General features: G+C 66.0%; 28 protein-coding genes. 16 read left to right on the top strand and 12 right to left on the bottom strand.

Annotation, left to right across the window (positions count from 1 at the left end):
- The first annotated feature begins 19 nt into the window (after positions 1 to 19).
- Complete coding sequence (gene map / locus EKH81_RS02385; protein WP_132057938.1) at positions 20 to 916, top strand: type II methionyl aminopeptidase; 897 nt, start codon at positions 20 to 22, stop codon at positions 914 to 916.
- A gap of 115 nt (positions 917 to 1,031) precedes the next feature.
- On the opposite strand, the gene EKH81_RS02380 is transcribed toward map, so the two are convergent.
- Positions 1,032 to 1,232, bottom strand: coding sequence for a DUF7835 family putative zinc beta-ribbon protein (locus tag EKH81_RS02380; protein ID WP_132057939.1), 201 nt, complete (start codon positions 1,230 to 1,232; stop codon positions 1,032 to 1,034).
- A 385-nt stretch (positions 1,233 to 1,617) separates the two neighbouring features.
- On the opposite strand from EKH81_RS02380, the gene EKH81_RS02375 reads away from it, so the two are divergent.
- Complete coding sequence (locus EKH81_RS02375) at positions 1,618 to 3,102, top strand: TrkH family potassium uptake protein (protein ID WP_394352034.1); 1,485 nt, start codon at positions 1,618 to 1,620, stop codon at positions 3,100 to 3,102.
- A 113-nt stretch (positions 3,103 to 3,215) separates the two neighbouring features.
- Positions 3,216 to 3,749, top strand: coding sequence for an HIT family protein (locus tag EKH81_RS02370; protein WP_132057941.1), 534 nt, complete (start codon positions 3,216 to 3,218; stop codon positions 3,747 to 3,749).
- Here the strand turns inward: EKH81_RS02370 and EKH81_RS02365 are convergent, their stop codons facing one another.
- Positions 3,750 to 4,139, bottom strand: coding sequence for a winged helix-turn-helix transcriptional regulator (locus tag EKH81_RS02365; RefSeq protein WP_132057942.1), 390 nt, complete (start codon positions 4,137 to 4,139; stop codon positions 3,750 to 3,752).
- Between the two features lie 379 nt (positions 4,140 to 4,518).
- Between EKH81_RS02365 and EKH81_RS02360 the strand changes: the two genes are divergently transcribed.
- Positions 4,519 to 5,451 carry a cation diffusion facilitator family transporter gene (locus EKH81_RS02360; RefSeq protein ID WP_132057943.1) on the top strand — a complete coding sequence of 311 codons (933 nt, stop codon included), beginning with the start codon at positions 4,519 to 4,521 and terminating at the stop codon, positions 5,449 to 5,451.
- A gap of 9 nt (positions 5,452 to 5,460) precedes the next feature.
- Here EKH81_RS02360 and EKH81_RS02355 read toward each other — a convergent pair whose 3' ends face one another.
- Both EKH81_RS02355 and EKH81_RS02350 read right to left on the bottom strand, forming a co-directional pair.
- On the bottom strand, positions 5,461 to 6,711 hold the full coding sequence (locus EKH81_RS02355) for a tRNA (N(6)-L-threonylcarbamoyladenosine(37)-C(2))-methylthiotransferase (RefSeq protein WP_132057944.1): 1,251 nt from the start codon (positions 6,709 to 6,711) through the stop codon (positions 5,461 to 5,463).
- Positions 6,712 to 6,771: 60 nt separating this feature from the next.
- Complete coding sequence (locus EKH81_RS02350) at positions 6,772 to 6,984, bottom strand: hypothetical protein (RefSeq protein ID WP_132057945.1); 213 nt, start codon at positions 6,982 to 6,984, stop codon at positions 6,772 to 6,774.
- Between the two features lie 111 nt (positions 6,985 to 7,095).
- Between EKH81_RS02350 and EKH81_RS02345 the strand changes: the two genes are divergently transcribed.
- Complete coding sequence (locus EKH81_RS02345; RefSeq protein WP_132057946.1) at positions 7,096 to 8,106, top strand: sodium:calcium antiporter; 1,011 nt, start codon at positions 7,096 to 7,098, stop codon at positions 8,104 to 8,106.
- 409 nt (positions 8,107 to 8,515) lie between these two features.
- A complete protein-coding gene (locus EKH81_RS02340; protein WP_132057947.1) occupies positions 8,516 to 9,277 on the top strand; it encodes a mechanosensitive ion channel family protein in 762 nt (253 codons plus the stop codon).
- 146 nt (positions 9,278 to 9,423) lie between these two features.
- Here EKH81_RS02340 and deoC read toward each other — a convergent pair whose 3' ends face one another.
- Entirely contained in the window at positions 9,424 to 10,068 is a 645-nt protein-coding gene (gene deoC, locus EKH81_RS02335; protein WP_132057948.1) for a deoxyribose-phosphate aldolase, read from the bottom strand.
- A 90-nt stretch (positions 10,069 to 10,158) separates the two neighbouring features.
- On the opposite strand from deoC, the gene EKH81_RS02330 reads away from it, so the two are divergent.
- Both EKH81_RS02330 and hmgA read left to right on the top strand, forming a co-directional pair.
- A complete protein-coding gene (locus tag EKH81_RS02330) occupies positions 10,159 to 10,689 on the top strand; it encodes a DUF5817 domain-containing protein (protein WP_132057949.1) in 531 nt (176 codons plus the stop codon).
- Between the two features lie 421 nt (positions 10,690 to 11,110).
- On the top strand, positions 11,111 to 12,361 hold the full coding sequence (gene hmgA, locus EKH81_RS02325) for a hydroxymethylglutaryl-CoA reductase (NADPH) (protein ID WP_132058228.1): 1,251 nt from the start codon (positions 11,111 to 11,113) through the stop codon (positions 12,359 to 12,361).
- Between the two features lie 147 nt (positions 12,362 to 12,508).
- Here the strand turns inward: hmgA and EKH81_RS02320 are convergent, their stop codons facing one another.
- Positions 12,509 to 12,865 (bottom strand): hypothetical protein, encoded by a 357-nt coding sequence (locus EKH81_RS02320; protein ID WP_132057950.1) that lies wholly within the window; start codon positions 12,863 to 12,865, stop codon positions 12,509 to 12,511.
- 304 nt (positions 12,866 to 13,169) lie between these two features.
- Between EKH81_RS02320 and EKH81_RS02315 the strand changes: the two genes are divergently transcribed.
- Positions 13,170 to 13,508 (top strand): cupin domain-containing protein, encoded by a 339-nt coding sequence (locus tag EKH81_RS02315; RefSeq protein ID WP_132057951.1) that lies wholly within the window; start codon positions 13,170 to 13,172, stop codon positions 13,506 to 13,508.
- A gap of 6 nt (positions 13,509 to 13,514) precedes the next feature.
- Here the strand turns inward: EKH81_RS02315 and EKH81_RS02310 are convergent, their stop codons facing one another.
- The 4 genes from EKH81_RS02310 to tmk all read right to left on the bottom strand — a co-directional run bounded on the left by EKH81_RS02310 (position 13,515) and on the right by tmk (position 16,998).
- Entirely contained in the window at positions 13,515 to 14,417 is a 903-nt protein-coding gene (locus tag EKH81_RS02310) for a hypothetical protein (RefSeq protein WP_132057952.1), read from the bottom strand.
- 85 nt (positions 14,418 to 14,502) lie between these two features.
- Positions 14,503 to 15,780 (bottom strand): isocitrate dehydrogenase (NADP(+)), encoded by a 1,278-nt coding sequence (gene icd / locus EKH81_RS02305; RefSeq protein ID WP_132057953.1) that lies wholly within the window; start codon positions 15,778 to 15,780, stop codon positions 14,503 to 14,505.
- Between the two features lie 118 nt (positions 15,781 to 15,898).
- On the bottom strand, positions 15,899 to 16,345 hold the full coding sequence (locus EKH81_RS02300; protein ID WP_132057954.1) for a hypothetical protein: 447 nt from the start codon (positions 16,343 to 16,345) through the stop codon (positions 15,899 to 15,901).
- Positions 16,346 to 16,395: 50 nt separating this feature from the next.
- Positions 16,396 to 16,998: a dTMP kinase gene (gene tmk / locus EKH81_RS02295; RefSeq protein ID WP_132057955.1), complete on the bottom strand. Its 603-nt coding sequence runs from the start codon at positions 16,996 to 16,998 to the stop codon at positions 16,396 to 16,398.
- A gap of 214 nt (positions 16,999 to 17,212) precedes the next feature.
- On the opposite strand from tmk, the gene EKH81_RS02290 reads away from it, so the two are divergent.
- The 6 genes from EKH81_RS02290 to EKH81_RS02270 all read left to right on the top strand — a co-directional run bounded on the left by EKH81_RS02290 (position 17,213) and on the right by EKH81_RS02270 (position 22,105).
- Complete coding sequence (locus tag EKH81_RS02290; protein WP_132057956.1) at positions 17,213 to 18,097, top strand: complex I NDUFA9 subunit family protein; 885 nt, start codon at positions 17,213 to 17,215, stop codon at positions 18,095 to 18,097.
- 288 nt (positions 18,098 to 18,385) lie between these two features.
- Positions 18,386 to 19,564, top strand: a complete 1,179-nt coding sequence (locus EKH81_RS02285) for a tubulin/FtsZ family protein (protein WP_132057957.1) — start codon at positions 18,386 to 18,388, stop codon at positions 19,562 to 19,564.
- The gene (locus EKH81_RS02280) at positions 19,542 to 20,333 is read left to right on the top strand and encodes a TrbJ/VirB5 family protein (protein WP_132057958.1); all 792 of its coding nucleotides are present in this window, start codon (positions 19,542 to 19,544) and stop codon (positions 20,331 to 20,333) included. The genes EKH81_RS02285 and EKH81_RS02280 overlap by 23 nt, the downstream gene beginning before the upstream one ends.
- Positions 20,334 to 20,505: 172 nt before the next feature.
- Positions 20,506 to 21,591, top strand: a complete 1,086-nt coding sequence (locus tag EKH81_RS02275) for an archaeosine biosynthesis radical SAM protein RaSEA (protein WP_132057959.1) — start codon at positions 20,506 to 20,508, stop codon at positions 21,589 to 21,591.
- A 215-nt stretch (positions 21,592 to 21,806) separates the two neighbouring features.
- The gene (locus EKH81_RS19710; RefSeq protein ID WP_274380463.1) at positions 21,807 to 21,932 is read left to right on the top strand and encodes a hypothetical protein; all 126 of its coding nucleotides are present in this window, start codon (positions 21,807 to 21,809) and stop codon (positions 21,930 to 21,932) included.
- Positions 21,929 to 22,105, top strand: coding sequence for a hypothetical protein (locus EKH81_RS02270; RefSeq protein ID WP_162224346.1), 177 nt, complete (start codon positions 21,929 to 21,931; stop codon positions 22,103 to 22,105). Before EKH81_RS19710 ends, EKH81_RS02270 begins: the two co-directional genes overlap by 4 nt.
- 19 nt (positions 22,106 to 22,124) lie before the next feature.
- On the opposite strand, the gene purQ is transcribed toward EKH81_RS02270, so the two are convergent.
- Positions 22,125 to 22,802 (bottom strand): phosphoribosylformylglycinamidine synthase I, encoded by a 678-nt coding sequence (gene purQ, locus EKH81_RS02265; RefSeq protein ID WP_132057960.1) that lies wholly within the window; start codon positions 22,800 to 22,802, stop codon positions 22,125 to 22,127.
- 55 nt (positions 22,803 to 22,857) lie between these two features.
- On the bottom strand, positions 22,858 to 23,109 hold the full coding sequence (purS, locus tag EKH81_RS02260) for a phosphoribosylformylglycinamidine synthase subunit PurS (RefSeq protein ID WP_132058229.1): 252 nt from the start codon (positions 23,107 to 23,109) through the stop codon (positions 22,858 to 22,860).
- A gap of 155 nt (positions 23,110 to 23,264) precedes the next feature.
- Here purS and EKH81_RS02255 point away from each other — a divergent pair, with 155 nt between their 5' ends.
- Positions 23,265 to 24,221 (top strand): formyltetrahydrofolate deformylase, encoded by a 957-nt coding sequence (locus EKH81_RS02255; RefSeq protein WP_132057961.1) that lies wholly within the window; start codon positions 23,265 to 23,267, stop codon positions 24,219 to 24,221.
- Positions 24,222 to 24,335: the final 114 nt, after the last annotated feature.

The following is a 24,335-nucleotide window of genomic DNA, read 5'->3' as shown; positions in this document are numbered from 1 at the left end:
TTCGGGCAAAGCAAGAGCCATGAGCGACACCGAGGTCGACCTCGAAGCCGAGAAGTACGAGAAGCACCGCGAGGCGGGCGAGATTCTCGCCCAAGTCCGCTCGGAGGCCGCAGAACGGGTCGAAGTCGGCGCGAGCCACCTCGACGTGGCCGAGTACGCCGAAGACCGCATCCGCGAACTCGGCGGCAAGCCCGCGTTCCCGGTCAACATCAGCGTGGACGAGGAGGCCGCCCACGCCACGCCCGCCCCCGACGACGAGACCGAGTTCGGCGAGGAGATGGTCAACCTCGACATCGGCGTCCACATCGACGGCTGGATTGCCGACACCGCGATTACGGTGGACCTCTCGGGGAACCCCGAACTCGCGGAGGCGAGCGCCGAGGCGCTCGACGCCGCGCTCGACCTCGTCGAACCCGGCGTCGAGACCGGCGACATCGGCGCGGAAATCGAGTCGGTCATCGACGGCTACGGCTACAACCCCGTGGTGAACCTCACCGGCCACGGTCTCGACCAGTACCAGCAGCACGTCTCGCCAAACATCCCGAACCGCGCGGTCTCCCAGGGCGTCGAACTCGAAGTCGGCGACGTGGTCGCCATCGAACCGTTCGCCACCGACGGCACCGGAAAGGTAACCGAGGGCAACGACGAGCAGATTTTCGCGCTCGAACGCGAGGGGTCGGTCCGCGACCGGCAGGCCCGGAAGGCGCTCGACCAGATAACCGAGGAGTTCAAGACGCTCCCGTTCGCGACGCGATGGCTCGACGCCCCCCGCGCGGAGATGGCGCTCCGACGCCTCAAGATGAGCAACGTCGTTCACGGCTACCCCGTCCTGAAAGAGGACGACGGCCGTCTCGTCAGCCAGAAAGAACACACCGTCATCGTGACCGAAGACGGCTGTGAAGTCACGACGAAGTAGCGCCGCAAAACGAGTTCGTTTTCGAGTCGCGTTCGAACCGCGTGTCGCGTCGAGTCGTCGCGAAGACCCGACCCCCCATCGTCCCACACCCCGCTCGACCCACTACCCCCTCGGCTCAGGCGTTGTTCATCCGCTGGCTCGACGTGTCGCCACAGACCTGACATTCTGTGACGCGGTACGGTTCGCGCGAGAACTCGGCGTTTTCGCGCTTCTGACTCTCGGTGCGAATCTGGACGGAGACCTCGTGCGGGGTGTCGCGGCCGCATTCGTCGCACGATTCGGTTATCGCCTGGAAGCCCGGATTTTGTGTTGCCATGGTGACTTTCCTCTCGGTCTCTCCTTGCGCTGATATGAGCATAAAAACCCCCTTCCGTTGGGGGGCGTTCGAACCGTTCATCAGGTTCACGTATGGCGGTTTCACCCCGATATTTGACGAGAGGCGACGAAACCGTTTATAGCGTCGTTAGACTGAGTAATGAAACAAAAACCCCGTGAAACGGCCGAAGGGTTTAAATACCAGAATGGGCGTTCGCGGTCGAAACGCCCGACCGCCGCGAACGCGTGGGAGAGACCCACTCACTGGCGTATTTGCGCCGTCCGGGAGATTCGTCGGGTATACGGTAGTGGAGTTCAGAGAGAAGGCTAGAGGAAGTGACAGAGTGTACGTAGACTACCGCGCGACCCTGGGATTCGTCGGCACGATACTCAAGTACCTCTCGGTGACGCCGCTCCTCCCCGCCGCCGTCGCGCTCTACTACGGCGAGAGCGTCCTCCCGTTCGTCGTGACGATAGTCGTGATGGCGGCGCTCGGCGTCGGACTCGAACGACTCCGCTCGGCCGACGACCTCGGCCACCGGGAGGCGTTTCTGCTGGTGGCGCTCACGTGGCTCGCGGTTCCCGTCCTCGGGACGATTCCGTATCTGGTCGCGGGGCAGGGAACGGTCGCCCACCCGGTGGACGCGCTGTTCGAGAGCATGAGCGGCTTCACGACCACCGGTTCGACCGTCCTCGGCGAGATTTCGTTCGAGCGCCACTCCCACGGGATACTGCTGTGGCGACAGCTCACCCAGTGGCTCGGCGGGATGGGCATCATCGTGCTGATGGTCGCCATCCTGCCCGAGCTCTCGGTGGGTGGCGCGCAGGTGATGGACGCCGAGGCTCCGGGACCGTCGCTCGAAAAGCTCACGCCCCGGATTCAGGACACGGCTCGCGCGCTGTGGAAGATTTACGTCGGCTTCACGGTGGCCGCAATCGCGGTGTACTACGGACTCCACCTCGCCGGGTTCGCGGACAACATGGACTTTTACAACGCGGTCTCCCACGCGCTCACGACGCTTCCGACCGGCGGGTTCTCGCCCGAAGGCCGGAGCATCGAGGCCTTCTCGCCCGCGATTCAGTGGGCGGTCATCGGGTTCATGGTCGTCGCCGGGACCAACTTCGCGCTGTTCTGGCACGTCCTGAACGGCGACTCCGACCGGCTCACCGGCAACTCGGAGTTCCGGGCGTATCTCGCCTCGATGGGCGTCATCGGCGCGCTGTTGGCGATTCTGCTGTTCACCGGGGCGGGTCTCGAACGAGTGCCCGAGAGCATCGGTCAGCTCTCGGGCGACTTCGAGAACTCGCTCCGCCAGAGCCTGTTCCAGACCGCGGCAATCGTGACGACCACCGGGTACGCCAGCATGGACTTCAACGCGTGGGACGCCTCGGCGAAGACCGTCCTCCTGCTGGCGATGTTCCTCGGCGGGTCGGCGGGGTCGGCCGCGGGGTCCATCAAAATCGTCCGGTGGGTCCTCGTCCGGAAGACGATTGCGCGAGAACTGTTTACGACGGTGCATCCCGAGGCGGTCCGCCCGGTTCGGCTGAGAGACGACGTGGTGGACGAGGAGCCTCTCCGAGGCGTGTTCGTCTTCGTGCTGACGTTCCTCGCCATCTTCGCCGTCTCGACCGTCGTCATCTTCCTCGACGGTCTCTGGATGGGTCTCGACCTCTCGGGTCTCGAAGCCATCAGCGTCGCCATCGCAACGCTCGGAAACATCGGACCGGGCGTCGGCATCGTCGGGCCGATGAACAGCTTCCACGACTTCTCGGCCCCCGCGAAGCTCTACATGGTGTTTCTGATGTGGATTGGACGGCTGGAGATTCTGTCGGTGCTCGTCATCCTCACGCCCACCTACTGGCGGCGGTAGGGCGTCGGATTCGGGACCGTCCCGATTCAATCGGCGATTACTTTGGTTTCGAAGCGTGAGACGGCCGCACCGAATCGCCGAAAGCTAAAGCGCTCGCGCACGTTCGACCCGACATGGAACAGGTGTTCGCACCGTGGCGAATCGAGTGGGTCGAGCGCGACGACAAAAATTCCGGCGTGGACTGCGTGTTCTGCGAGTTCCCCGAGCGCGACGACGACCGCGAGAACCTCGTGGTCGCCCGGAGTCCTCGGGCGTTCGTGATGCTCAACAACTACCCCTACAACCCCGGTCACGTCATGGTGATTCCCCGCGTCCACACCGGGGAGTACCCCGACCTCTCCGAAGAAGTCCTGCTCGACCACGCGCGACTCAAACAGCGAACCTTCGACGCGCTCGAAACCGCGCTCTCGCCCGACGGCTTCAACGCGGGGCTGAACCTCGGACGCGGCGCGGGCGGGTCAATCGGCGACCACCTACACACCCATATCGTACCCCGATGGGAGGGCGACACCAACTTCATGCCGGTCATCTCGGACACGAAGGTCGTCGTGGAGGCGATAGACGACACCTACGACCGACTCCGCAAGGCGTTCGCCGAGCAGGAGGGCGTCGACGGGTCGGGCGACGGCGCGGTTCGAATCGAGTGATTAGCAGTCGCACGCGCATTCGGGCGTGGTCGTCGCCGGAACGGGACAGTCTCGGTCGCGACACTCGACCACGTCTACGAGCGATTCCACGTCGCCCATAATCGCGGCGAGCGACTCGCCGTAGTCGGTGAGGCGATACGTCGTCGTGGGCGGCGAAGTGGCGTGGACTTCCTTCTCCACGAATCCGAGACACCGAAGCTCTCGGAGTCGTTCCGAGAGCGTCTTGGCGGTCACGCCAGCCAAGTCGCGCTTGAGGTCGTTGAACCCTCGTTCCTCGACCGCGAGCGCCCGGACGACGTGGAACGCCCACTTCGAACCGAGCACGTCGCGGACCGCGTGCCACGTGCGACGCCAGTCGTCGCCCGAAGCGTCGGCGGAGCGTTCGGTCATACCACAACCTTGGCGCGCGAACGGGATAAACGCCACCGGGGAGTTTCGGCGGAGAAACCACCTTTCTCTCGGGACGCTGACTTCTTTATCCATGTCCGGGGCCTACCAGCGAGTGCGATGTCCGACAACTGCGAGACCGACTGTTGTACTGACTCGGAAACGACCGCGGTCGCGGTCGTCTGCTGTTGTGGCGGGTGTTGCGGTGGCGGCGCGGCTTGCTGTGGCGGTGGCAATGCGGCCTGCTGTTGCGGTAACGGCAGCAATTCGGCCTGTTGTGACGGCGGCAGCGCGGCCTGCTGTTGACGTCGGTCGGTCGAAACGGTACGACCGACCGAGGAGAACGATACACCCTTCTTTCCGGCGGCCAAAGCCACGCCCGATGAATCGAAGAGCGGCCGTTCGGCGGGTCGGCGCGCTCGTGCTGGCGGTCAACGTCGCGCTGGTCGCGGCCAAGGGCGTCGTCTGGTGGACGACCGGGAGCCTCGCGGTGGGTTCGGAGGCGGTCAACAGCCTCGCCGACGTAGCCTACAGCATGGTCGTGGTCGCGGGCCTCTACCTGACGACCCAACCGCCCGACTTCGGCCACCCGCACGGCCACGAGCGCATCGAACCGTTCGTCTCGCTGTTCGTCGCGGTCGGGGTGTTCGCGGCGGGCGGGGCGGTCCTCTGGCAGGCCACGACCAGCGTCCTCTCCGGCGACGTCGCGGTCGCGTCGGGTCCGGCCCCACTGGTCGTCCTCGCGGGGACCGCCGCGGTCAAAATCGGCCTGTATCGCTACTGCCTGAACGTCGCCGAGCGCGTGCGGTCGCCCGCGGTGCGCGCGACCGCGCTCGACAACCGCATCGACGTGTTGACCGCGAGCGCGGCGCTCGTCGGGGTCGCGGGCGCGAACCTCGGCTACCCGATTCTCGACCCGGTGGCGGCCGGAGCGGTCGCGCTCGGCATCCTCTACACCGGGTACGAAATCGTGGAAGACAACGTGGACTACCTCGTCGGGAGCGCGCCGCCCGAAGACCTCCGGGTCGAAATCGTGCGCCGGGCGCTCGCCCACCCCGACGTGGAAGGTGCCCACGACGTCATCGCCCACTACGTCGGCCCGGAGATAGACGTGAGCCTCCACATCGAGGTCGAGGGCGACCGCACGCTCATGGCGGCCCACGATATCGAGACCGACGTGGTCGAGGCGATTCGAGACCTCGACGAGGTGGACGACGTGTTCGTCCACATCGACCCGAAGGAACTCGGCGAGTGGAAAGACGACGAGAACGTAGAGCAGTTGGTCGGCGGCGAGACCGAGCGAGCGAGAAACTGACAGCGGAGTTCACACCGGTTCGCCGAACGCGTACACCGTGCTGTGGCCGGTAATTTCCACGTTCACGAAGTCGCCGACCTCGACGCCGTACTCCGGCGCGTTCTGGACGATGACCTGCCGATACGCTTCGTCGTAGCACTTGACCGAATCCGCGGTGCCGTCCTCGACCGCCAGCACCTCGTGGGTCTCGCCCACCATCGCGTCGTAGGCGTCGGCGACCACCTCCATCTTGGCGTCGGTCATCGCCTTCGAGCGCTCCTTCTTGAGGGTCCCGCCGAGACCCTTCATGTCGGCGGCGTCGGTGCCGGGGCGCTTCGAGAACCGAGTCACGTTGATTTTCTCGGGGCGCGTCTCGCGCAGGAGCGCCATGCTCTGGGCGTGGTCGGCGTCGGTCTCGGTGGGAAAGCCCACGATAAAATCGGTCGAGAGCGTCCAGTAGTCGAGATGTTCGTCGAACGTCTCGACGATTTCGACGTACTCGGAGACCTGATGCTGGCGGCGCATGTCGCCGAGTACGTCGTCCGACCCCGACTGGACCGGCGCGTGGATGAAGTTGTAGAGCTTCTCGTTTTCGGCGAACACCTCGGCGAGTTCCTCGCGGATGCCGTGGACGCCCTTCGGGTTCGCCATCCCGACCCGAACCCTGAACTCGCCGTCGATGTCGCAGATTCGCTCCAAGAGTTCGTGGAGCTTTCGCTCGCCGGTGTCCCAGCCGTAGACGCCGGTGTCCTGGCCGGTAATCCGTATCTCCTTCGCGCCCGCGTGGACGAGCGCACGAGCCTTCTCGACGTTCTCGGAGACGGGCGGCGAGTCTATCTTCCCGGTCGCCTGCTTGGTGATGCAGTACGAGCAGTCGGACATGCACCCCCGAGCGATGGGCAAGATTCCGATGACGCCGTCCAACACGGGTTCGGCGTCGGGCGTCGTGGTCGGACACTCGCCGTTCGTGACCGCGGTGGGGACCTCGTCCCAGTGGAGCACGTCGGCGTCCACGCCCGCCTGCCGGAACTCCTCGCCTTGGGCGAGCGCCATGCACCCCGTCACGATGAGGTCCGCCGTCTCGGATTCGAGTTCCTCGGCCCGCCGGAGCATGTTGCGCTCGGTTTTCTCGACTACGGTGCAGGTGTTGAGGATGGCGACGTCGGCCTCGTCGGCCCCCTCGACCCGGTGGTGTCCGGCGTCTCGGAGCCGTCGCTCTATCTCGCGGCTCTCGCCCCGATTCGAGGTGCACCCGTAGGTTTCGATGTGGTAGCGGGCCATTCGCTGTGGAACGTTCGGACTACGCGGCCAAAAACGCGACGGATTCGGGTTCGCGACGGCTCACCTTCGGACGGACAGCGCGGCAAACGACGCGCCGAGCGCGCCGAGTACCGGAACGACCCACGCTTGGGCCGCGACCGCTTCGCCAGCGAGGACGCTCCCGCCAGCGTAGCCCACCGCGAGGAACGCGACTGCGAGGACGGCCAGCATTACGCCGAATCCGTCGCCCTGTTCTCGTATCGTATCGAGCGGTCCGTTGGCGTTTAAGTCCATCTTTCGATAGGTTTCTCAGCCCGACTACTTAGCGTTATCCCTTAGAACGGCCGTCGTGTCCCGTCTCCGATTTCCGTAACGTCCAAGACTCGCCGCGGGCGAGTCTTGGACATGTTGGCCATCGCCGGGTATCTCGCACTCGCCGCAGTCGCCACCGCGGTCGTCTGGCAGGGCAGCGTCCGTCTGGAGGCCGCCGCAGAGCGACTCGCGGCCTACTACGGCGTCCCGGCCATCATCCAAGGCGCAATCATCGCCGCCATCGGGTCGAGCTTTCCCGAGCTTTCGAGCGTCGTGCTGGCCGCGCTCGTCCACAACGAGTTCGAGCTCGGCGTGGCGGCCATCGTCGGGTCGGCCATCTTCAACATCCTCGTGATTCCCGCCGCCGCGGCGCTCGCCGGACAGGGGAGACTCCAGTCGAACCGAAGCCTCGTCTACAAGGAGGCGCAGTTCTACATGCTCTCGGTCGCGGTCCTGCTGCTCACGTTCTCGTTCGCGGTCATCTACTACCCGGTGGCAGACGGCCGACTCGCCGGGGAACTCACCCGCCCGCTGGTGTTGCTTCCGCTCGCGCTCTACGGCCTGTACATCTTCATTCAGTACCAGGACGCCCGCGACATGCGCGAGGAACCCGACACCGGAGGCGTGAGCCAGCTTCGGGTCTGGGGGACGCTCGCGGTGAGTCTGGTCGTGATTCTGGTCGGCGTCGAGGGACTCGTCCGGGCCGCGCTCGGTCTCGGCGAGGCCTTCGGAACGCCGAGTTTCTTCTGGGGGCTGACGGTCGTCGCGGCGGGCACCAGCCTCCCCGACGCCTTCGTGAGCGTTCGGGCCGCCCAGAAAGACAGCGACGTGACCAGCCTCGCGAACGTCCTCGGGAGCAACGTCTTCGACCTGCTGGTGGCGATTCCGGTCGGAATCCTGCTCGTGGGCGCGACCGCCATCGACTTCGGCGTCGCCGCGCCCATGATGGGCGCGCTGACCATCGCCACGATTCTGCTGTTCGGCGTGATGCGAACCGACCTCGAACTCACCGACCGGGAGGCGTACGCCCTGCTCGCGGCCTACGCCGCGTTCGTGGGGTGGATGCTGCTGGAGACGTTCGGCGTGACCGGTCTCGTCCTCTGACCTCGCGCAAGGGACCGTTTCACCCCTCCGAGAACGAACCAGTTTGCTGTAAATCAGTTCACGAATCCCGGCTCGAATCCGAGACCCGCCGACTCGTCCGGGCGCTGACAGTCAATGGAAACCGATTACCGGTCGGAACGCTCGCTCTCTCCGCCGTTTCTCCGTCGCTGAGAGGAGCGCCGAACCGGCGCGGCTCACGTGTCAGCTCCGGGTTATTTTTCACACGGTTGCAGTTCGAGCGAACCGCCAGTCGAGGAGGTGTTCGGCGTTCGATGTGTCCGAAACCGAGACGGGGGTCGCGACCCGAAGACCCGCCTCAGCGCCGGTCTCGCACTCCGAAAGTAGGCACCCAACAACAAACTGCGTCGGGTCCGTGGTACGTGTGCCGGTCGAATCCGGCGAGAAAACCATGAAAGCGCACTTCGTACTACAGCAAGACGGCGTGCTGGGCGACTTGCCGGGCTGGCTCGGCGACGCCCTCTCACAGATAATCGCCGCGATTCCGCGACTCGTCGGTGCAATACTCATCCTGCTCGTGGGATGGGTCGTCGGGAGGGCCGTCCGGCGGGTCGTCGCTGGCGTAGCGGACAGAGCGGGAATCGACAAACAGGCACGCGACACGCCGCTCGGTCGGATGTTCGGCGACTCCCGAAACGCGGTGTCGAACTTCCTCGGCAGCGTCGGCGCGTGGTTCGTCTACGCGCTCGCCATCCTCGCGGCCGCGAACACGCTCGCGATTCCGATTCTGTCGGAGTGGATTTCGACCGCGGTGTCGTACCTTCCGGCGTTCATCGCGGGGTTGGTCGTTATCATTGGTGGGTTCATCGTCTCGGACTTCATCGGCGACGCGATAGAGCGGACGCGCGCGGCGACCGAGACCGCGTACACGTCGTGGTTCGCCAACGGCGTCAGATTCTTCCTCTACTTCGTCGCCCTCGTCATCGGTCTCGACACGATGGGCATCGACGTGGAGATACTCTACCTGTTCGCTCGCGCGATGGCGTGGGGTCTCGCGGCGGGCGTGGCGCTCGCGGTCGGCATCGCGTTCGGGTGGGGCGGCCACGACTACGTCGCCAACAACATCAACCGCTGGGCCGGAACTGCCCGAAGCGGCGCGTCGAGCATGTCCACGCAGGGCCAAGGCTCGCCCTCGGGCGATGACGACGACTGAATTCCCAGACCTTTTTCGTGATTCGAGCGGCTTTGCGAGAGCGGTCTCGAGGTTCGAGCGACGGGTGTAAGCTTCGAGATTCGGAACGACCGGCGTAACGCTGTATTTCTATCGCCAGCGGGCGCTCGGTTCGACCGCTCGCGGGGTCAGTTGTCGGCGTCTCGGAAGTCTGCAACGATTTCGACGCCCGAACTCGCGCCGATTCGCTCGGCCCCGGCGTCGAGCATCGCCTTCGCCTTCTCGTAGTCGCCGATGCCGCCGCTCGCCTTCACGGGGAGGTACTCGCTCATGAGTTCGACGTCGGCGACCTTCGCGCCGCCGTCGGCGAACCCGGTGGAGGTCTTGACGAACGCGGCGTCGGCCTCCGCGACGGCCTCGCACGCGGCGTGCTTCTCGTCGTCGGTCAGGAGCGCGGTCTCGATAATTACCTTGACCGGAATCGGTACCGCGGCGACGACCTCCTCGATGTCCTCACGGACCGCCTCGGTCTCTCCGGCCTTCAGGCGGCCGATATTGAGTACCATGTCGAGTTCGTCCGCGCCGTCCTCCCACGCGAGGACCGCCTCGTCGCGCTTGGCCCCGGTGGCGTGCTGGCCGTGCGGGAATCCGACGACGGTGGCGAGGGTCACACTCGGTGCGTACTCGTCGGCCTCGGCAACGTAGCACGGCGGGATGCAGGCGTTCATGCCGTACTCGGCGGCCTCGTCGAGAACGCGTTCCACGTCGGTGACGGTCGTCTCGGGGCCGAGGACGGTGTGGTCTATCTTCGCGGCGAGTTCGGACTCGTTCATACGGGAGGTGTGTCCGGCGGGCGATAAAAAGGTCGCCATGAGAGGTGCCGAGTCCGAACGTTCACGTAGGAAGCGGCCCGAGAGAGACCCATGTACGCCGTCGTGGGATGTAGCGACTGCGGGGCGCTCAAAATCGTGGAGGGGCGGCCCGACACGACCCAGTGTCTGCGGTGTGGCAAGCGCCGGAAGTTCGAGAAACTCAAGAAATTCGTGCAGACGGACGACGAGGACCACGCCCGCGAGGTCCGGGCGTCGATGCTCGCGAACCGACGAGGCGAGGGCGAAGCCTTCGCCGAACTCGACTCGTTCGCGGAGATGGAGTCCCGGGTCGAGGACGCGGGCGTCTCCGACGACGAGTTCCTCGAAGCGTCGGGTATCGACGCCGAGGAGGTGGCGGCCGCGGCCGAGCGCGCCGAGAACCGGTCGGCCAGCACTCGCGGCGGGTCCCGGAAAGAGACGGTTCGGGACGCCCTGCGCGAACTCGACCGACCGACCGAAGACGAGGTGGTCGGGTACGCGAGCGAGCGCGGGGTTCCGGGCGAGTACGTGCGCGAGGCGCTCGAAAAGCTGGCGCGGCGCGGCGAGGTCAGCGAGAGTCGGGGTCGGTACAGGCTACTCTGAGAACGAGCGACGTGCAGATTTTGAGAACGAGCGATTTGTCGAGCGCTTCGGTCGAAGGATGACAGGGGGCGGTTCCCGACCGACGCGAGTCTCGCGGGTCGCTCATCCGGCGACCCGCGAGCGACTGCCCGGCGTGCCGCCGAGACGGGAATGGAGACCGAATCGGGCACGCGGGCGGTCCACCACACCTCCGGGGAAACGGGCGGGAGACCGCGGCGAACGCCGCGGTCTCCTGCCCGCAAGCAGGAACGTCCGCCGAACGATGCGCGGCGGTCCGGGAACCGATTTCGAGTTCGAACGCCGGGGAAATAAACCCCGGGCATGTCCGCGGTGAAAGTAAAAGTGGTCGGGCGGGCACGAAAAAGTGGTCGGTCCGGCGAGAATGAGAACTGTTAGGGGCCGACCCGCCGACCATCCGGACATGACCGACGCCGATTCGGACGCCGACACCCCCGACTCGACCGACCCCGCGACCCTCGCCGACCGGGTCCGGGAGGGCGAACTGCGACTCCACGAACTCGACGACTGCGCTGACGCCGAGACTGCGGCCGCGGCCCGACGCCGCCTGCTCGAAACCGAGACCGACGCCGACTTCGACGTGGTCGGCGACTACGCGCTCGACGCCGAACTGGCCGCCGACACCAGCGTCGAGAACATGGTCGGCGCGGCCCAGATTCCGATGGGCGTCGTGGGTCCCGTCGAGGTGGCGGGCGGCGCGGCCGACGGCGACTACTACCTCCCGCTGGCGACTACCGAGGGCGCGCTCGTCGCGAGCGTGAACCGCGGGTGTTCGGTCATCGCCACGGCGGGCGGCGCGGACGCCCGAGTCACCAAGACCGGGATGACCCGAGCGCCCGTCTTTCGGGTCGCGGGCATCGCGGAGGCCGAGGAAGTCGTCTCGTGGGTCGGCGAGAATCGCGACCGACTCCGCGAGGCCGCCGAATCCACGACCAGCCACGGCGAACTCCTCGACGTGGACACCTACGTCGTCGGCGACTCGGTGTTCCTGCGATTCGTCTACGACACCAAGGACGCGATGGGGATGAACATGGCGACCATCGCCACCCGCGAGGCCGCCGAAGTCGTGGAGGCCGAGACCCCCGCCTCGCTCGTCGCGCTCTCCGGAAACCTCTGCACCGACAAGAAGCCCGCCGCAATCAACGCGGTCGAGGGCCGAGGTCGGAGCGTGACCGCCGACGTGAAAATCCCGAGCGAGACCGTCGAAGACCGACTCCACACCACGCCGGAGGCCATCGAGGAGGCCAACACCCGGAAGAATCTGGTCGGGAGCGCGAAGGCCGGGAGCCTCGGCTTCAACGCCCACGCCGCGAACGTGGTCGCCGCGGCGTTCCTCGCGACGGGACAGGACGCCGCGCAGGTCGTAGAGGGGTCGAACGCCATCACGACCGTCGAAGCGCGCGAGGACGCGCTCTACGCGAGTGTGAGTCTGGCGAGTCTGGAGGTCGGGACGGTCGGCGGCGGAACGAAGCTCGGTACCCAGTCGGAGGCGCTCGACGTGCTCGGACTCCGAGGGGGCGGCGACCCCGCCGGAGCCAACGCCGACGCGCTCGCCGAAATCATCGCGGTCGGCGCGCTCGCGGGCGAACTCTCGCTGCTCGCGGCGCTCGCGTCCCGGCACCTGTCGAGCGCCCACGAGGACCTCGGGCGGTAGGGCGCGTCGGCTCTGTCGAAATCCTCGGCAAGTGATAACAGTCGCGTGCTGAATAGAGAGGATGTATCCAGCACGATGGTTGGGTTGTGGTTCGGCCCCCTATCGAGTGAGTCACCTGTTCAGGTACGCCGTGTCGGGGATACCTGTCTACGCAACGGACTCGACACGAAACACGTAGTCAGCATAGGCCGTATCGAGGTTCGTCGGGCTCTCTTCGGCGGTATGTTCTGTACACAAGAAGGCTTCTGCCTCGACGGCGCCGTGGCCGGTTTCTTCTTGATAGCGTTCGAGGACGACAAACGTCGCGGGCTCAGTACAGCCACGACGATGACACGTCCGAGGCGAGTCTGGAGGTTCGTTCCCCTCACGTCGAGATTCGTCCCGCCCGTCGCGCGGTGGTTCGGCTTCGTCGGCACGCTCACGCGACGCTTCGATTTCCCGCTCTCGCTGGCGATTCGCTGCGTCACTGGCTTGCTTGTCTCGGCCCTTCTTTGTGTCTGCCATTCTGTGATAGAGGGGAATGAGAGTGATAACGTTGTGGTCGGTACACGGTATGATATTGCAAGCTCGTTGATACCCGGGGCAGAGCAGTCTGCTCAATCGGGAAGAGAACGGTGGATACGCGGCCTGTATTCAGCATGATTCTAAAATCTATCACAGTTTAAGAATTTCTACAAGGCCGTCCCATCCGAGTAGCCGACACGTGCGCGGATTCGGCGGCACGCCGCCGAATCCGCGCATGCAACCCCGTCTCGGGTCGGATTGCCCACAGTCGAACTTTTAGTACGAGCGAGCGTGACCACTATGCATGGAAGTCGTACCCACAGACTCCGTCGAAGCGACCGAAGCCGTCGAAGGCGTCCACCTCTCGATACTCGCGGGCGGCGAGGAGATGAACGTCCAGCACTTCGAAATCGAACCCGGCGCGACCGTGCCCGAACACAGCCACCACCACGAGCAGACGGGCTACCTCACCGGCGGGACGCTGACGTTCACCGTCGACGGCGAGGAAATCGAAGTCAGTGCGGGCGACTCGTACGCCATCCCGAGCGACGAACCCCACTCGGCGGTGAACCGCGGCGACGACACCGTGACCGGCGTGGACATCTTCAGTCCGCCGCGCACGAACCCCGACTGGCAGGAGTAGGACGGCCTACAGCTCTTCGAGAAACCGCCCGAAGACCTCGCCTTCGAGCGTCCGGAGGTCGGCGGGTTCGTCGGGGTCGAAGTCGGCCCGAAGCGTCTCCGGGTCAGTGTCGGTCGCGCCGTCGCGGAGTCGCGCGAACAGCGCGGTCGCGGCTTCGGAGAGCTTCTCGCGGTGGTCGGCGACGAAGTCGAGCGTGGCGTCGCGGTCGATGTCCCGGCCCGCAGTCTCGGCGTGAGCGACCCGGCCGACCCCCGCCGCGAGGACGACCCGGAACACGTCCACCTCCTCGCGGACGACCTCGCGGCGCTCCCACGTCGCGTCGAGCAGGCGCTCGCCCGTCTCGTCGTCGCCGTCCGCGAGCGCGTCGAGCGCGAAGCCGTAGAGGCGGCCCGCGCTGTCCTCGGAGTGAATCCGGTCGGCGTACGCCGCGACGAGTTCGTCGCGCCGGGCGTCGTCGATGTCGCTCGCCTCGGCCTGTCCGAGGACCATCATCACGTTCCCCCACCACTCCGCGAGACCGTCGTCGTCGGCCTGCTCGTCGGCGACTTCCACGACCGCCTCCATCGCGTCGAGCGCCTCGGGGGCGTTCCGCCGCCGGGAGTGGAGTTCCGCCACGCGCTCGAACTCCCGACGCGCGGCGTCGAGGTCGCCGGTCTCGCGCGCCACCGCGCCCAGTTCCATCCCGAGTTCGGCCGACGCCTCGTGGTCGCCGAGTCGCCCCCGCAAGCCGCTTGCTCGCTCGTAGTAGTCGGCGGCGGCACCGAGGTCGCCGCGAGCGCGCGCCCGCTCGGCGCGCCGCTCGCAGTACGCCGCTTCGACCCGGTGCTTTCGGTGGAGGAGCCTATCGTACTGCGCGCCGAGCCACCTGTCGAATCGGCGCGCTTTCCCCGCGATGTCGCTCGTTCCCATACGAGTTACACTCTCGCGTCATTTTATAAATCCATCTGTCGTGGAAATTAAAACGGGAGAGAGGGTAAAAGCGACCGAAGTGGGTTTACGAGAGCTTCTCGATGTTCTCGCAGATTGCGTCGGCGTACTCGCTGGTACCGAGCTTCTCGCCGCCCTCGATTTGACGTTCGAGGTCGTAGGTGACCTTGCCCGAGGAGATGGTCTCCTCGACGGCGTCGCGGATGAGCTTGCCGGTGTCGTCCCAACCGAGGTATTCGAACAGCAGACGGCCCGAGAGGATGAGCGCAGTCGGGTTCGCCATGTTCTGACCGGCGCGCTTGGGCGCGGAGCCGTGGACCGGTTCGGCGAGACAGCGGTTGTCACCGAAGTTCGCGCCGGGCGCGATGCCGAGGCCGCCGATTTGGGCACCCGCGGCGTCCGAGAGGTAGTCGCCGTTGAGGTTCGGCATGGCGAGCACGTCGAACTCGTCGGTCCGGAGTTGCATCCACTGGAGCATCGCGTCGGCGAGGCGCTCCTCGACCATCACGGCGTCCTCGGGGATGTCCACTTCGTCCTGCTCCTCCCAGAGCGAATCAGGCGCGGCGAACACCTCCTCGTCGTCGTACTCCTCTTCGGCGACCTCCATGCCCCAGTCACCGAACTGCCCCTCGGTGAACTTCATGATGTTGCCCTTGTGGACGAGCGTGACCTTGTCGCGGTCGTTCTCGATGGCGTAGTCGATGGCCTCGCGGACGAGACGCTTGCTCCCCTTCTCGGAGATGGGCTTGAGACCGAGACCGATGGGCCCCTCGTGCATGACGCCCTCGACGCCCATTTCGTCCTCCACGAAGTCACGGACCTTCTCGACTTCGTCGGTGCCGGCCTTCCACTCGATACCGGCGTACACGTCCTCGGTGTTCTCGCGGAACGTGACCATGTCCATCTTCTCGGGCGCTTTCATCGGGGACGGGACGCCGTCGAGGTAGTAGGTGGGTCGGACGTTCGCGTAGAGGTCGAGCGTCTGTCGGAGCGCGACGTTGAGCGAGCGGAAGCCAGCGCCCACGGGGGTCGTGAGCGGCCCCTTGATAGCGACTCGGTGTTCGCGGATGGCATCGACCGTCTCGTCGGGGAGGTTGACGTCCTCGCCGTACTTTTCTCGTGCGCTCTCGCCAGCGTAGAGACGCATCCAGTGGACTTCGTGGCCGGTCTCCTCGGCGGCCTTCTGGAGCACCTTCTGGGCGGCCGGGCCGACGTCCTGTCCGATTCCGTCGCCGTGGATAATCGGGATGATGGGGTTGTCGGGGACGTGAAGTCCGTCCTCGCCCTCGTTTTCGACCGTGACCTTCTCCCCGCCTTCGGGGACTTCGACCTTGTCGTAGCTCATAACACCTGGACCTGCGTGCGAGGAGGATAAAAGGCCTGCCGTTTGCTTGCGTGTGGTAGCTAAACGCACTTTGATTCCTAGAATTCGACTCCCGCCCCGCTACGGCCCGTTCCCCCGCTCACCGCCCAACGACCAACCGGGCGACCGTCAACAGCAGTAGGGTCGGAGCGACCGTCAGCCAGCCGAACCCCAAAAACACCGCGAGTAGCTCCCACGCGTACAGCAGACCGGGGAGTCCGACCAACGTCACCGAGAGGAGCGTGCCGAGCGCCGCTCGTATCCACGGGAGTCCGGACGGCCCGGCCCATAAAATCGCCGCAAAGTCGAGCGCGTCGGCGAGCGCGACCACGAGCAGGACCCGTGACGCTCGGACGCGCGTGCGACGAGCGACCTTCTCGGGCGGGTCGGGAAACGGGAACACGAGCCGAATCCGGTCCGGAAGCCGAACGTCGGGGAGCGACATCGGCGGGAGCGAGAAGCTAAAGCTCGGCTTCTCGTCGGCACCGCGGTTGCGCTCGCGGGAGCGCGAACGCTCCCGCGAGCGACCGGCGTCCTCGTCGGCCATACTCGTCGTACGGGTGAGAGCGCAAAAGGCCTACCGAGAGCGCAAGAAGTCTACTCGTCGGCGTCGTCGAAGTCGTCGCGGAGTCGCGCCACCACGTCCACGACGGAGTCGAGGACCGCTTCGGGCGACTGGGTCGCATCGACCCGGACGAATCGCTCCGGTTCGGCCTTCAGCAGGCGCTCGTAGTTGCTCTGGACCTGACTCAGAAACGCGGCCTGCTCGAACTTGTTGGTCGCGCCGCTCCGGGCCGCGCCCGTCTCGGGGTCCACGTCGAGGTAGATGGTGGCGTCGGGCGGCCGGGTCCACGGCTGGTGGATGCCGCGGATGTATTCGAGCGGTCGCCGGACAGCGCCCTCGATGCTGACCGCCTGATACGCGTACCGCGAGTCGGAGTAGCGGTCCGAAACGACCACCTCGCCCGATTCGAGCGCGGGGCGAACCGTCTCCGAGAGGTGGGCGGCGTGGTCGGCGGTGTAGAGAAACAGTTCGGCGACGGGGTCGGCGTCGTCGTCGGAGACCGACCGCTCGACCGCCTCGCCGTACCACGTGTCGGTCGGTTCGCGGGTGTAGACGAACTCCGGGAACTCCTCGCGGAGCACCTCCCACACCGTCGTCTTACCGCTCCCGTCGAGGCCCTCCAGCGTGATGAGCATACTCGCAGGTGGTCGCGGCTCGGTATAAATGGCTGTGGGTCCGAGGCGAAGCGTGAGTAGAAATCCGGACCGGGCGTTCGAGCGAGTCGCGTCCGCGGACGCGACTCGCTCGAACCGGGTGACAGAGTGTCCCGGTACCAAGGCAGAGAATGGCCCGATACCGAGACAAGGAGTGGCCCAGTACCTTTACTTGCCGTCGCTACCTATCCCGTATATGAACATTCTCGTAGCTGGAGGAACCGGATTCATCGGGACGAACCTCGTGGCCGAACTCGACGACCGCGGCCACGACGTGACCGTCCTCGCGCGCGACCCCGACGACGCCGACCTCCCGGCCGGGGTCGAGCGAGCGAAGGGTGACGTGACCGACGTCGATTCCATCGAGGCCGCGTTCGAGGACCAAGACGCGGTCGTGAATCTGGTGTCGCTCTCGCCGCTGTTCAAGCCCTCCGGCGGAGCGTCCCACATGGCGGTCCACCTCGGCGGCACGCAGAACGTCATCGAGGCGGCCGAGCGCCACGGCGTGCGAAAAATCGTCCAGATGAGCGCGCTCGGTGCCGACCCCGACGGGCCGACCGAGTACATCCGAGCCAAGGGACAGGCCGAGCAGGTGGTCGAGGACTCCGGACTCGCGTACACCACGTTTCGGCCATCGGTGGTGTTCGGCGACGGCGGGGAGTTCGTCGGCTTCACGAAGAAGCTGACGACGCCGTACGTCACCGCGCTCCCCGGCGGCGGCAAGACCCGCTTCCAGCCGATTTGGGTCGGCGACCTCGTGCCGATTCTCGCCGACGGGGTGGACGAAGACCACGACGGCGAGACCTACGAAATCGGCGGTCCCGAGGTGCTGACGATGGCCGACGTCGCAAAACTCGCGTACCGCGCGGAGGGGAAGTCGCTGACCGTCCTCCCGGTTCCGATGGCGCTGTCGAAGCTCGGTCTCACCGCTGCCGACCCGATTCCGTTCGTCCCGTTCGGGGCCGACCAGTTCCGGTCGCTAAAGATGGACAACACGGTTGCGCACAACGACATCGACGCGTTCGGCGTCGAAGCGGCCGATTTGACCACGCTCGCGGCGTATCTCGGCGTCGAGAAGTGACGGTTCGAGGTCGGGTTCTGTCCGCGCGCCCGCGGCGGACGGGCGTCTGACGCGGGCGCAGAATCACCCTCAGGAAGGCGCCAAACGGACCCGGAGATGATACATCGAGCCGCGTATAAACTTAAAAGAACATGTCCGCGAGTCGTAGTTGATAGCGCCATTTGAGTAACGACCCGTTACCGTCTTGCGGTTTTCCGTAACGAGGGCGTTCTCGGTGTCGGCCAGCGGACCAAAAAGCTTAACCACGCGTCACCGTTGTGTTTCTCCCAACGGAGTACGGTACGGAAAATGAAGCTCGCAATGATTGGTTTCGGGCAGGCCGGTGGGAAGATAGTCGACAGGTTCCTGGAGCACGACCAGCGAACCGGAAGTGACATCGTCAGGTCCGCAGTCGCGGTGAACTCCGCGAAGGCGGACCTGATGGGACTCGAGAACATTCCGCAGGACCAACGGGTCCTTATCGGACAGTCTCGGGTCAAAGGTCACGGCGTCGGCGCAGACAACGAACTCGGCGCGGAAATCGCCGAGGAGGACATCGACGAGATTCAGGGGGCAATCGACACCATCCCTGTCCACGAAGTCGACGCGTTCCTCATCATCGCCGGGATGGGCGGCGGGACGGGGTCGGGCGGTGCCCCGGTCCTCGCCAAGCATCTCAAGCGAATCTACACCGAACCGGTGTACGGGCTCGGCATCCTGCCCGGCGGCGACGAGGGGGGTATCTACACGCTCAACGCCGCGCGGTCGTTCCAGACGTTCGTCCGCGAAGTGGACAATCTGATGGTGTTCGACAACGACGCGTGGCGACAGTCCGGCGAGTCCATCACCAGCGGCTACGCCGAAATCAACGAGGAAATCGTGCGCCGATTCGGCATCCTGTTCGGCGCGGGCGAAGTCGGCGGCGGCGACCAGGTCGCCGAGAGCGTCGTGGACTCCAGCGAAATCATCAACACGCTCGCCGGGGGCGGCGTCTCGACCATCGGCTACGCGGCCGAGGAAGTCGAGAACAGCAACTCCGGTGGCGGCCTGCTCTCGCGGTTCACCGGCGGTGACGACGAACCCACCGACACCGCCAACACGACCAATCGTATCACGAGCCTCGTCCGGAAGGCGGCGCTCGGCCGACTCACCCTGCCCTGCGAAATCGAAGGCACCGAGCGCGCCCTCCTCGTCATGAGCGGCCCGCCCCAGCACCTCAATCGGAAAGGCATAGAGCGCGGGCGGAAGTGGCTGGAGGAGCAGACCGGTTCGATGGAGGTCCGGGGCGGCGACTACCCGGTGGCCGACTCCAACTTCGTCGCGGGCGTCATTCTCCTGTCGGGCGTGAACAACGTCCCGCGCATCAAGGAGCTACAGGAAGTCGCGATAGAGGCCCAGGACAACATCGACGACATCCGGGAGGAGAGCGAAGAGAACTTGGAAGAACTCGTGGAGGACGACGACGATGAACTCGAACCACTATTCTAAACTCCTGACCCTGCTGTTCGCCACAACGCTGGTCGTCTCGGCGGCCGCACCGGCCGCGGCCGCGGTGTCGGTGTCGGCGAGCGACGCCCCCTCCGACGCCGAGGTCGGCGAGGAAGTGACTACGACGTACACGCTCGACCGGCCGTTCAGCGAGTACGACGAGTGGACGCTCAACGGCGAGACCGAACTCGAAAGCGTGACGTGGACCGTCAAGCTGTACGACCAGGGCGGCGACAAGGTCTCCCAGGAGTCCTACGACGGCCAGTCGTTCAACCACACGCTCCAGAGCGACACCAACGCCGCCGAAGTCGAGGTCACCATCGAGGGAACCGTGGCGGAGGTGTCGGACTTCACCTACGACCCGGCCCAGATGCACCTGCTGACCGAACTGAATCAGGTCCGCGACGGCGGTAACAGCGACACCCTCGACTCGTGGGAGTTCCGACCGTACACCGCCGAGAGCGACGAGGCGCGCTCGGCCATCGAAGACGCCGAAGCCGCGATTTCGGACGCCGAGAGCAGCGGTGCGAGCGTCTCGGACGCCGAGGGCGACCTCGAAGACGCCATCTCGGCGTTCGACGGCGAGAACTTCGAGCTCGCGGGCAATCTGGCTGGCGAGGCCACAGAGGGTGCCGAGTCGGCCGCACAGTCGAACCAACAGACCCAGATGCTGCTGTACGGCGGCGTCGGACTGGTCGTGCTGGTCGCCATCGTGGGCGGCGCGCTCTGGTATCGCTCCCAGCAGGACGACTACGACAAACTCGGCTGACCGCGCGAGCTTCGTTTTCCGACCGTTTCGTCTCCGACCGTTTTCGCATTTGTCTCCGACTGTTTTCGCATTCGTCTCGGATATTTCACGCCCGACGCTCGGCGTTTCGCCGAGCGTCGGGCCGGGGTCGTCTCCGAAGCCGATTTACGCGGGCGACCACTACCGATTCCCAATGAGCAAGCCGACGCCCGACGTGTACGAGCAGGGGCGGGGGATGGACGCCCACAACAAGGTGATGCGGTCTATTCGCGCCCAGAAGGACAAGACGTACGACCCCCACGAGCCGACTCGGGTCTGGATAGACGAGGACAAGACGCCCGGCGGCGTCTACCAGAGTCTCACCATCATCCTCAACACCGGCGGGTGTCGGTGGGCGCGCGCCGGAGGCTGTACGATGTGCGGCTACGTCGCCGAATCGGTCGAGGGCGGGTCGGTCGCCCACGACGCGCTGATGGACCAAATCGAGGTGTGTCTCGAACACGAACGAGACAAAATCGAGGCGGGCGAGGCCGACGGGAAGTCGGGTCTCATCAAGATTTACACCTCCGGGTCGTTCTTGGACGAACGCGAAGTCGGCGCACAGACCCGCCGAGCCATCGCCGAGACGTTCGCCGACCGCGAGCGAATCGTGGTCGAGAGCCTGCCCGACTTCGTGGAGCGCGAGAAAATCGAGGACTTCACCGAGCAGGGTCTCGACACCGACGTGGCGGTCGGTCTCGAAACCGCGACCGACCGCGTGCGCCACGACTGCGTCAACAAGTACTTCGACTTCGAGGACTTCATCGAGGCGAGCGAACACGCCGAGGAGGCGGGCGCTGGCATCAAGGCCTACCTCCTGATGAAGCCGCCGTTCCTCTCCGAATCCGAGGCCGTCGAGGACATGAAGCGGTCGATTCGCAGGTGCGCCGAGTACGCTCACACCGTCTCGATGAACCCCACCAACGTCCAGCGGTACACGATGGTAGACGAACTGTACTTCCGAAACGGCTACCGCCCGCCGTGGCTCTGGTCGGTCGCCGAGGTGCTCGAAGACACCGCGGACGCCGACGCCATCGTGGTCTCGGACCCGGTCGGCCACGGAAGCGACCGCGGCGCGCACAACTGCGGCGACTGCGACGACCGGGTCCAGACCGCCATCAAGGACTTCGACCTTCGCCAAGACCCCTCGGTGTTCTCGGAGGTCTCGTGCGACTGCGAGGCGACGTGGAACGCCGTGATGGAGCGCGAGACCGGATTCAGCCTCCCGCTAACTCGATAACGTACTCGCTCCGCGACCGACCCGGTAGCGGCGTATTTCCGTCGGCTCGGGACGATTCAACGGAAGCTTCTCGGACGTAGGACGACCGTACCGCCCGGATACTCGCCGGATAACAAAGTCGGTCTCGGTCCTCGTGTTCGCTCGGGGGGCACGCCGAAGGCGGCCCGGCGACCGGGGGAGTTCGCCGGTGGTCGCCGACCCGGCGTGTAGACGAAATGTCTCAGGGACGGGGCGACTACGAAACTATCTTCTGTTCGAACGGGTGGATGGAGATTCGGAACAGCGAGGAGAGCGACGACCAGTGGATAGCGACCGACGCGCCCGCGGAGATAGAGCGATGACGGCGACCACCGGCGCGGCGGCGATTGGAGTTGCGTCGGTGACTGCGGGGCCGCTATCGGTGATTGCGGGGCCGCTGTCGGCGTGGTCCGTACTCGTCGTCGTGGGGTGGCTACTCGTCATGCTGTTCGTCTGGGTCCTGCTCGCGGCCCACGGGCGACGCTCGTCGGGGTGAGTTCGCCGCGACGACCGGCTCAGTTCTCGAACCCGCGGAGGATTCCCTGTCCGTCGGTCTCGCCGATGTCGGGGAGCGTGATGCGCTCGGGGTGGGGCATCAGCACCGCGACGTTCTCGCGCTCGCCAGCCACGCCAGCGACGTTCCCCTTCGAGCCGTTGGGGTTCGCCTCGGGCGTGACCGCGCCGTCTTCGTCGCAGTACCGGAACAGAATCCGGTCCTCGCGTTCGAGTTCTTCGAGGTGGTCGTCGGTGACTTCGAACCGCCCCTCGCCGTGGGCGATGGGGAGTTCGACGACCTCGCCCTCGTCGTAGGCCGCGGTCCACGGCGTGTCGGCGTTCTCGACCCGGACGTGGACGCGCTCACACTGGAACCGCGCGGAGGCGTTCGTGGTGAACGCGCCGGGCGTGAGCCGGGATTCGGAGCCGATTTGCGCGCCGTTGCAGACGCCCAGAAGCGGCGTGCCCTTCTCGGTGGCTTCACGGACCTCCGCCATGATGGGGCTGTTCGCGGCAATCGCGCCCGCCCGGAGGTAGTCGCCGTACGAGAAGCCGCCGGGGAGCATGATGCCCGAGGCGGCGTCGGGCAGGCCGTCCTCGTGCCAGACGAGTTCGGCGTCGATGCCGAGGTGCGCGAGCGCGCGCTCGGCGTCCCGGTCGCAGTTGCTGCCGCCGAATTGGACGACAGCGACCGTCACTTCGACCACCTCCCGTGGTGTCGGAAGACGGTCGGTGTCGGAGAGATTGCGACCGTCATCGCTCGCTGACCGCGACCTCGTAGTCGTGGATGGTCGGGTTCGCCAGCAGGCGCTCGGCCATCTCCTCGGCGCGCTCGCCCGCCGAGTCGGCGGAGTCGGCGTCGAGGTCGAGTTCGAACTGGTCGGCCGACCGCAGGCCCTCGACTTCGAAACCGAGTCGTTCGAGCGCCTGCTTGGTCGTCTCGGCCTCCGGGTCGAGGACGCCGTGTTTCAGGCGCACCGTGACCGTGGCGGTGTAGGCAGTCATCACTCGAAGGTGGTCGTCCATGCTCAAAAGCTCTTTTGGAATCCCGATTCGTTGCACGAACGTGGTCATGTCTCCGGGAGTGTTGCGCAAAAGCGTCACCTTTTCAGTCTCCCGGGCGTAGCCGGTCCAACAATGTCTCTGAGCCGGGTGGTCCGATGAGCCAGCACGAACTGACCGAAATTACCGTCGTCGGCGACGACGACACCGGACTCATCGCCCGCATCACGACCCTGCTGTTCGAGCGCGAAATCAACATCGAGGACCTCGACCAGGCCGTCCGCGACGACCTGTTCCGGATGACCATGCGGGTCGATACCGACGGAATGGCGGTCTCGCGCGACGAACTCCGGGCCGACCTCCACGAACTCGGCCGCGACCTCGACATGGACGTTCGGGTTCGCTACCCCGCCGACCGCGAGACCCGCCAGATGGCGATTCTCGTGACCAAGGAGTCTCACTGTCTCGAACGACTCCTCGCGGCGCGCGAGACCGGCGACCTCGACGCGGAAATCGGCGTCGTCATCGGCAACCATCCCGACCTCCGACCGGTCGCCGAGGAGTACGGTGTTCCGTTCCACGACATCGGCGACGGGAGCGGTACACCCGACGAGGGGAAACTTCTCGACCTGCTCGCGGAGTACGACACCGACCTCGTGGTGCTGGCCCGATACATGCGCATCCTCGGCCCGAACGTCGTGTTCCGGTACGAGGGCCGAATCATCAACGTCCACCCGAGTCTGCTGCCCGCGTTCCCCGGCGCGAAGGCCTACCGGCAGGCCAAGGAGGCGGGCGTCCGCATCGCGGGCGTGACCGCCCACTACGTCACGACCGACCTCGACCAAGGCCCCATCGTGGCCCAGCGCGCCTTCGACGTGCCCGACGGCGCGCCCATCGAGACCGTCAAGCGACGGGGGCAACCCCTCGAAGCCGACGTGCTGCTGGAGGCGGTTCGGCTCCACCTCAACGACGACGTGGCGATTCACCGCGGGCGCACCGAACTCCGGGGCGACGCCGACGACTACCAGCTCGGCATGCCGCCCGAGCTCGGCGAGGCGACTCCCGACGCGCCCATCGACGGGTCCGTGGCGTCGGCCGACCTCACCGACGACTGAATTTCTCCGTCACCCGCGACCGGCGCCGCGGTTCCGTCTTTCCGACCTTCCTGCCGTCGCCGCGGGTACGGGGGGCCCCGGAGCCCCGCAACCCCGCGGGTAGGGGGGGAGTAA

Source organism: Halorussus amylolyticus (assembly GCF_004143485.2).
Lineage (GTDB): Archaea > Halobacteriota > Halobacteria > Halobacteriales > Haladaptataceae > Halorussus > Halorussus amylolyticus.
This window is presented reverse-complemented; position numbering and strand designations above follow the sequence as displayed.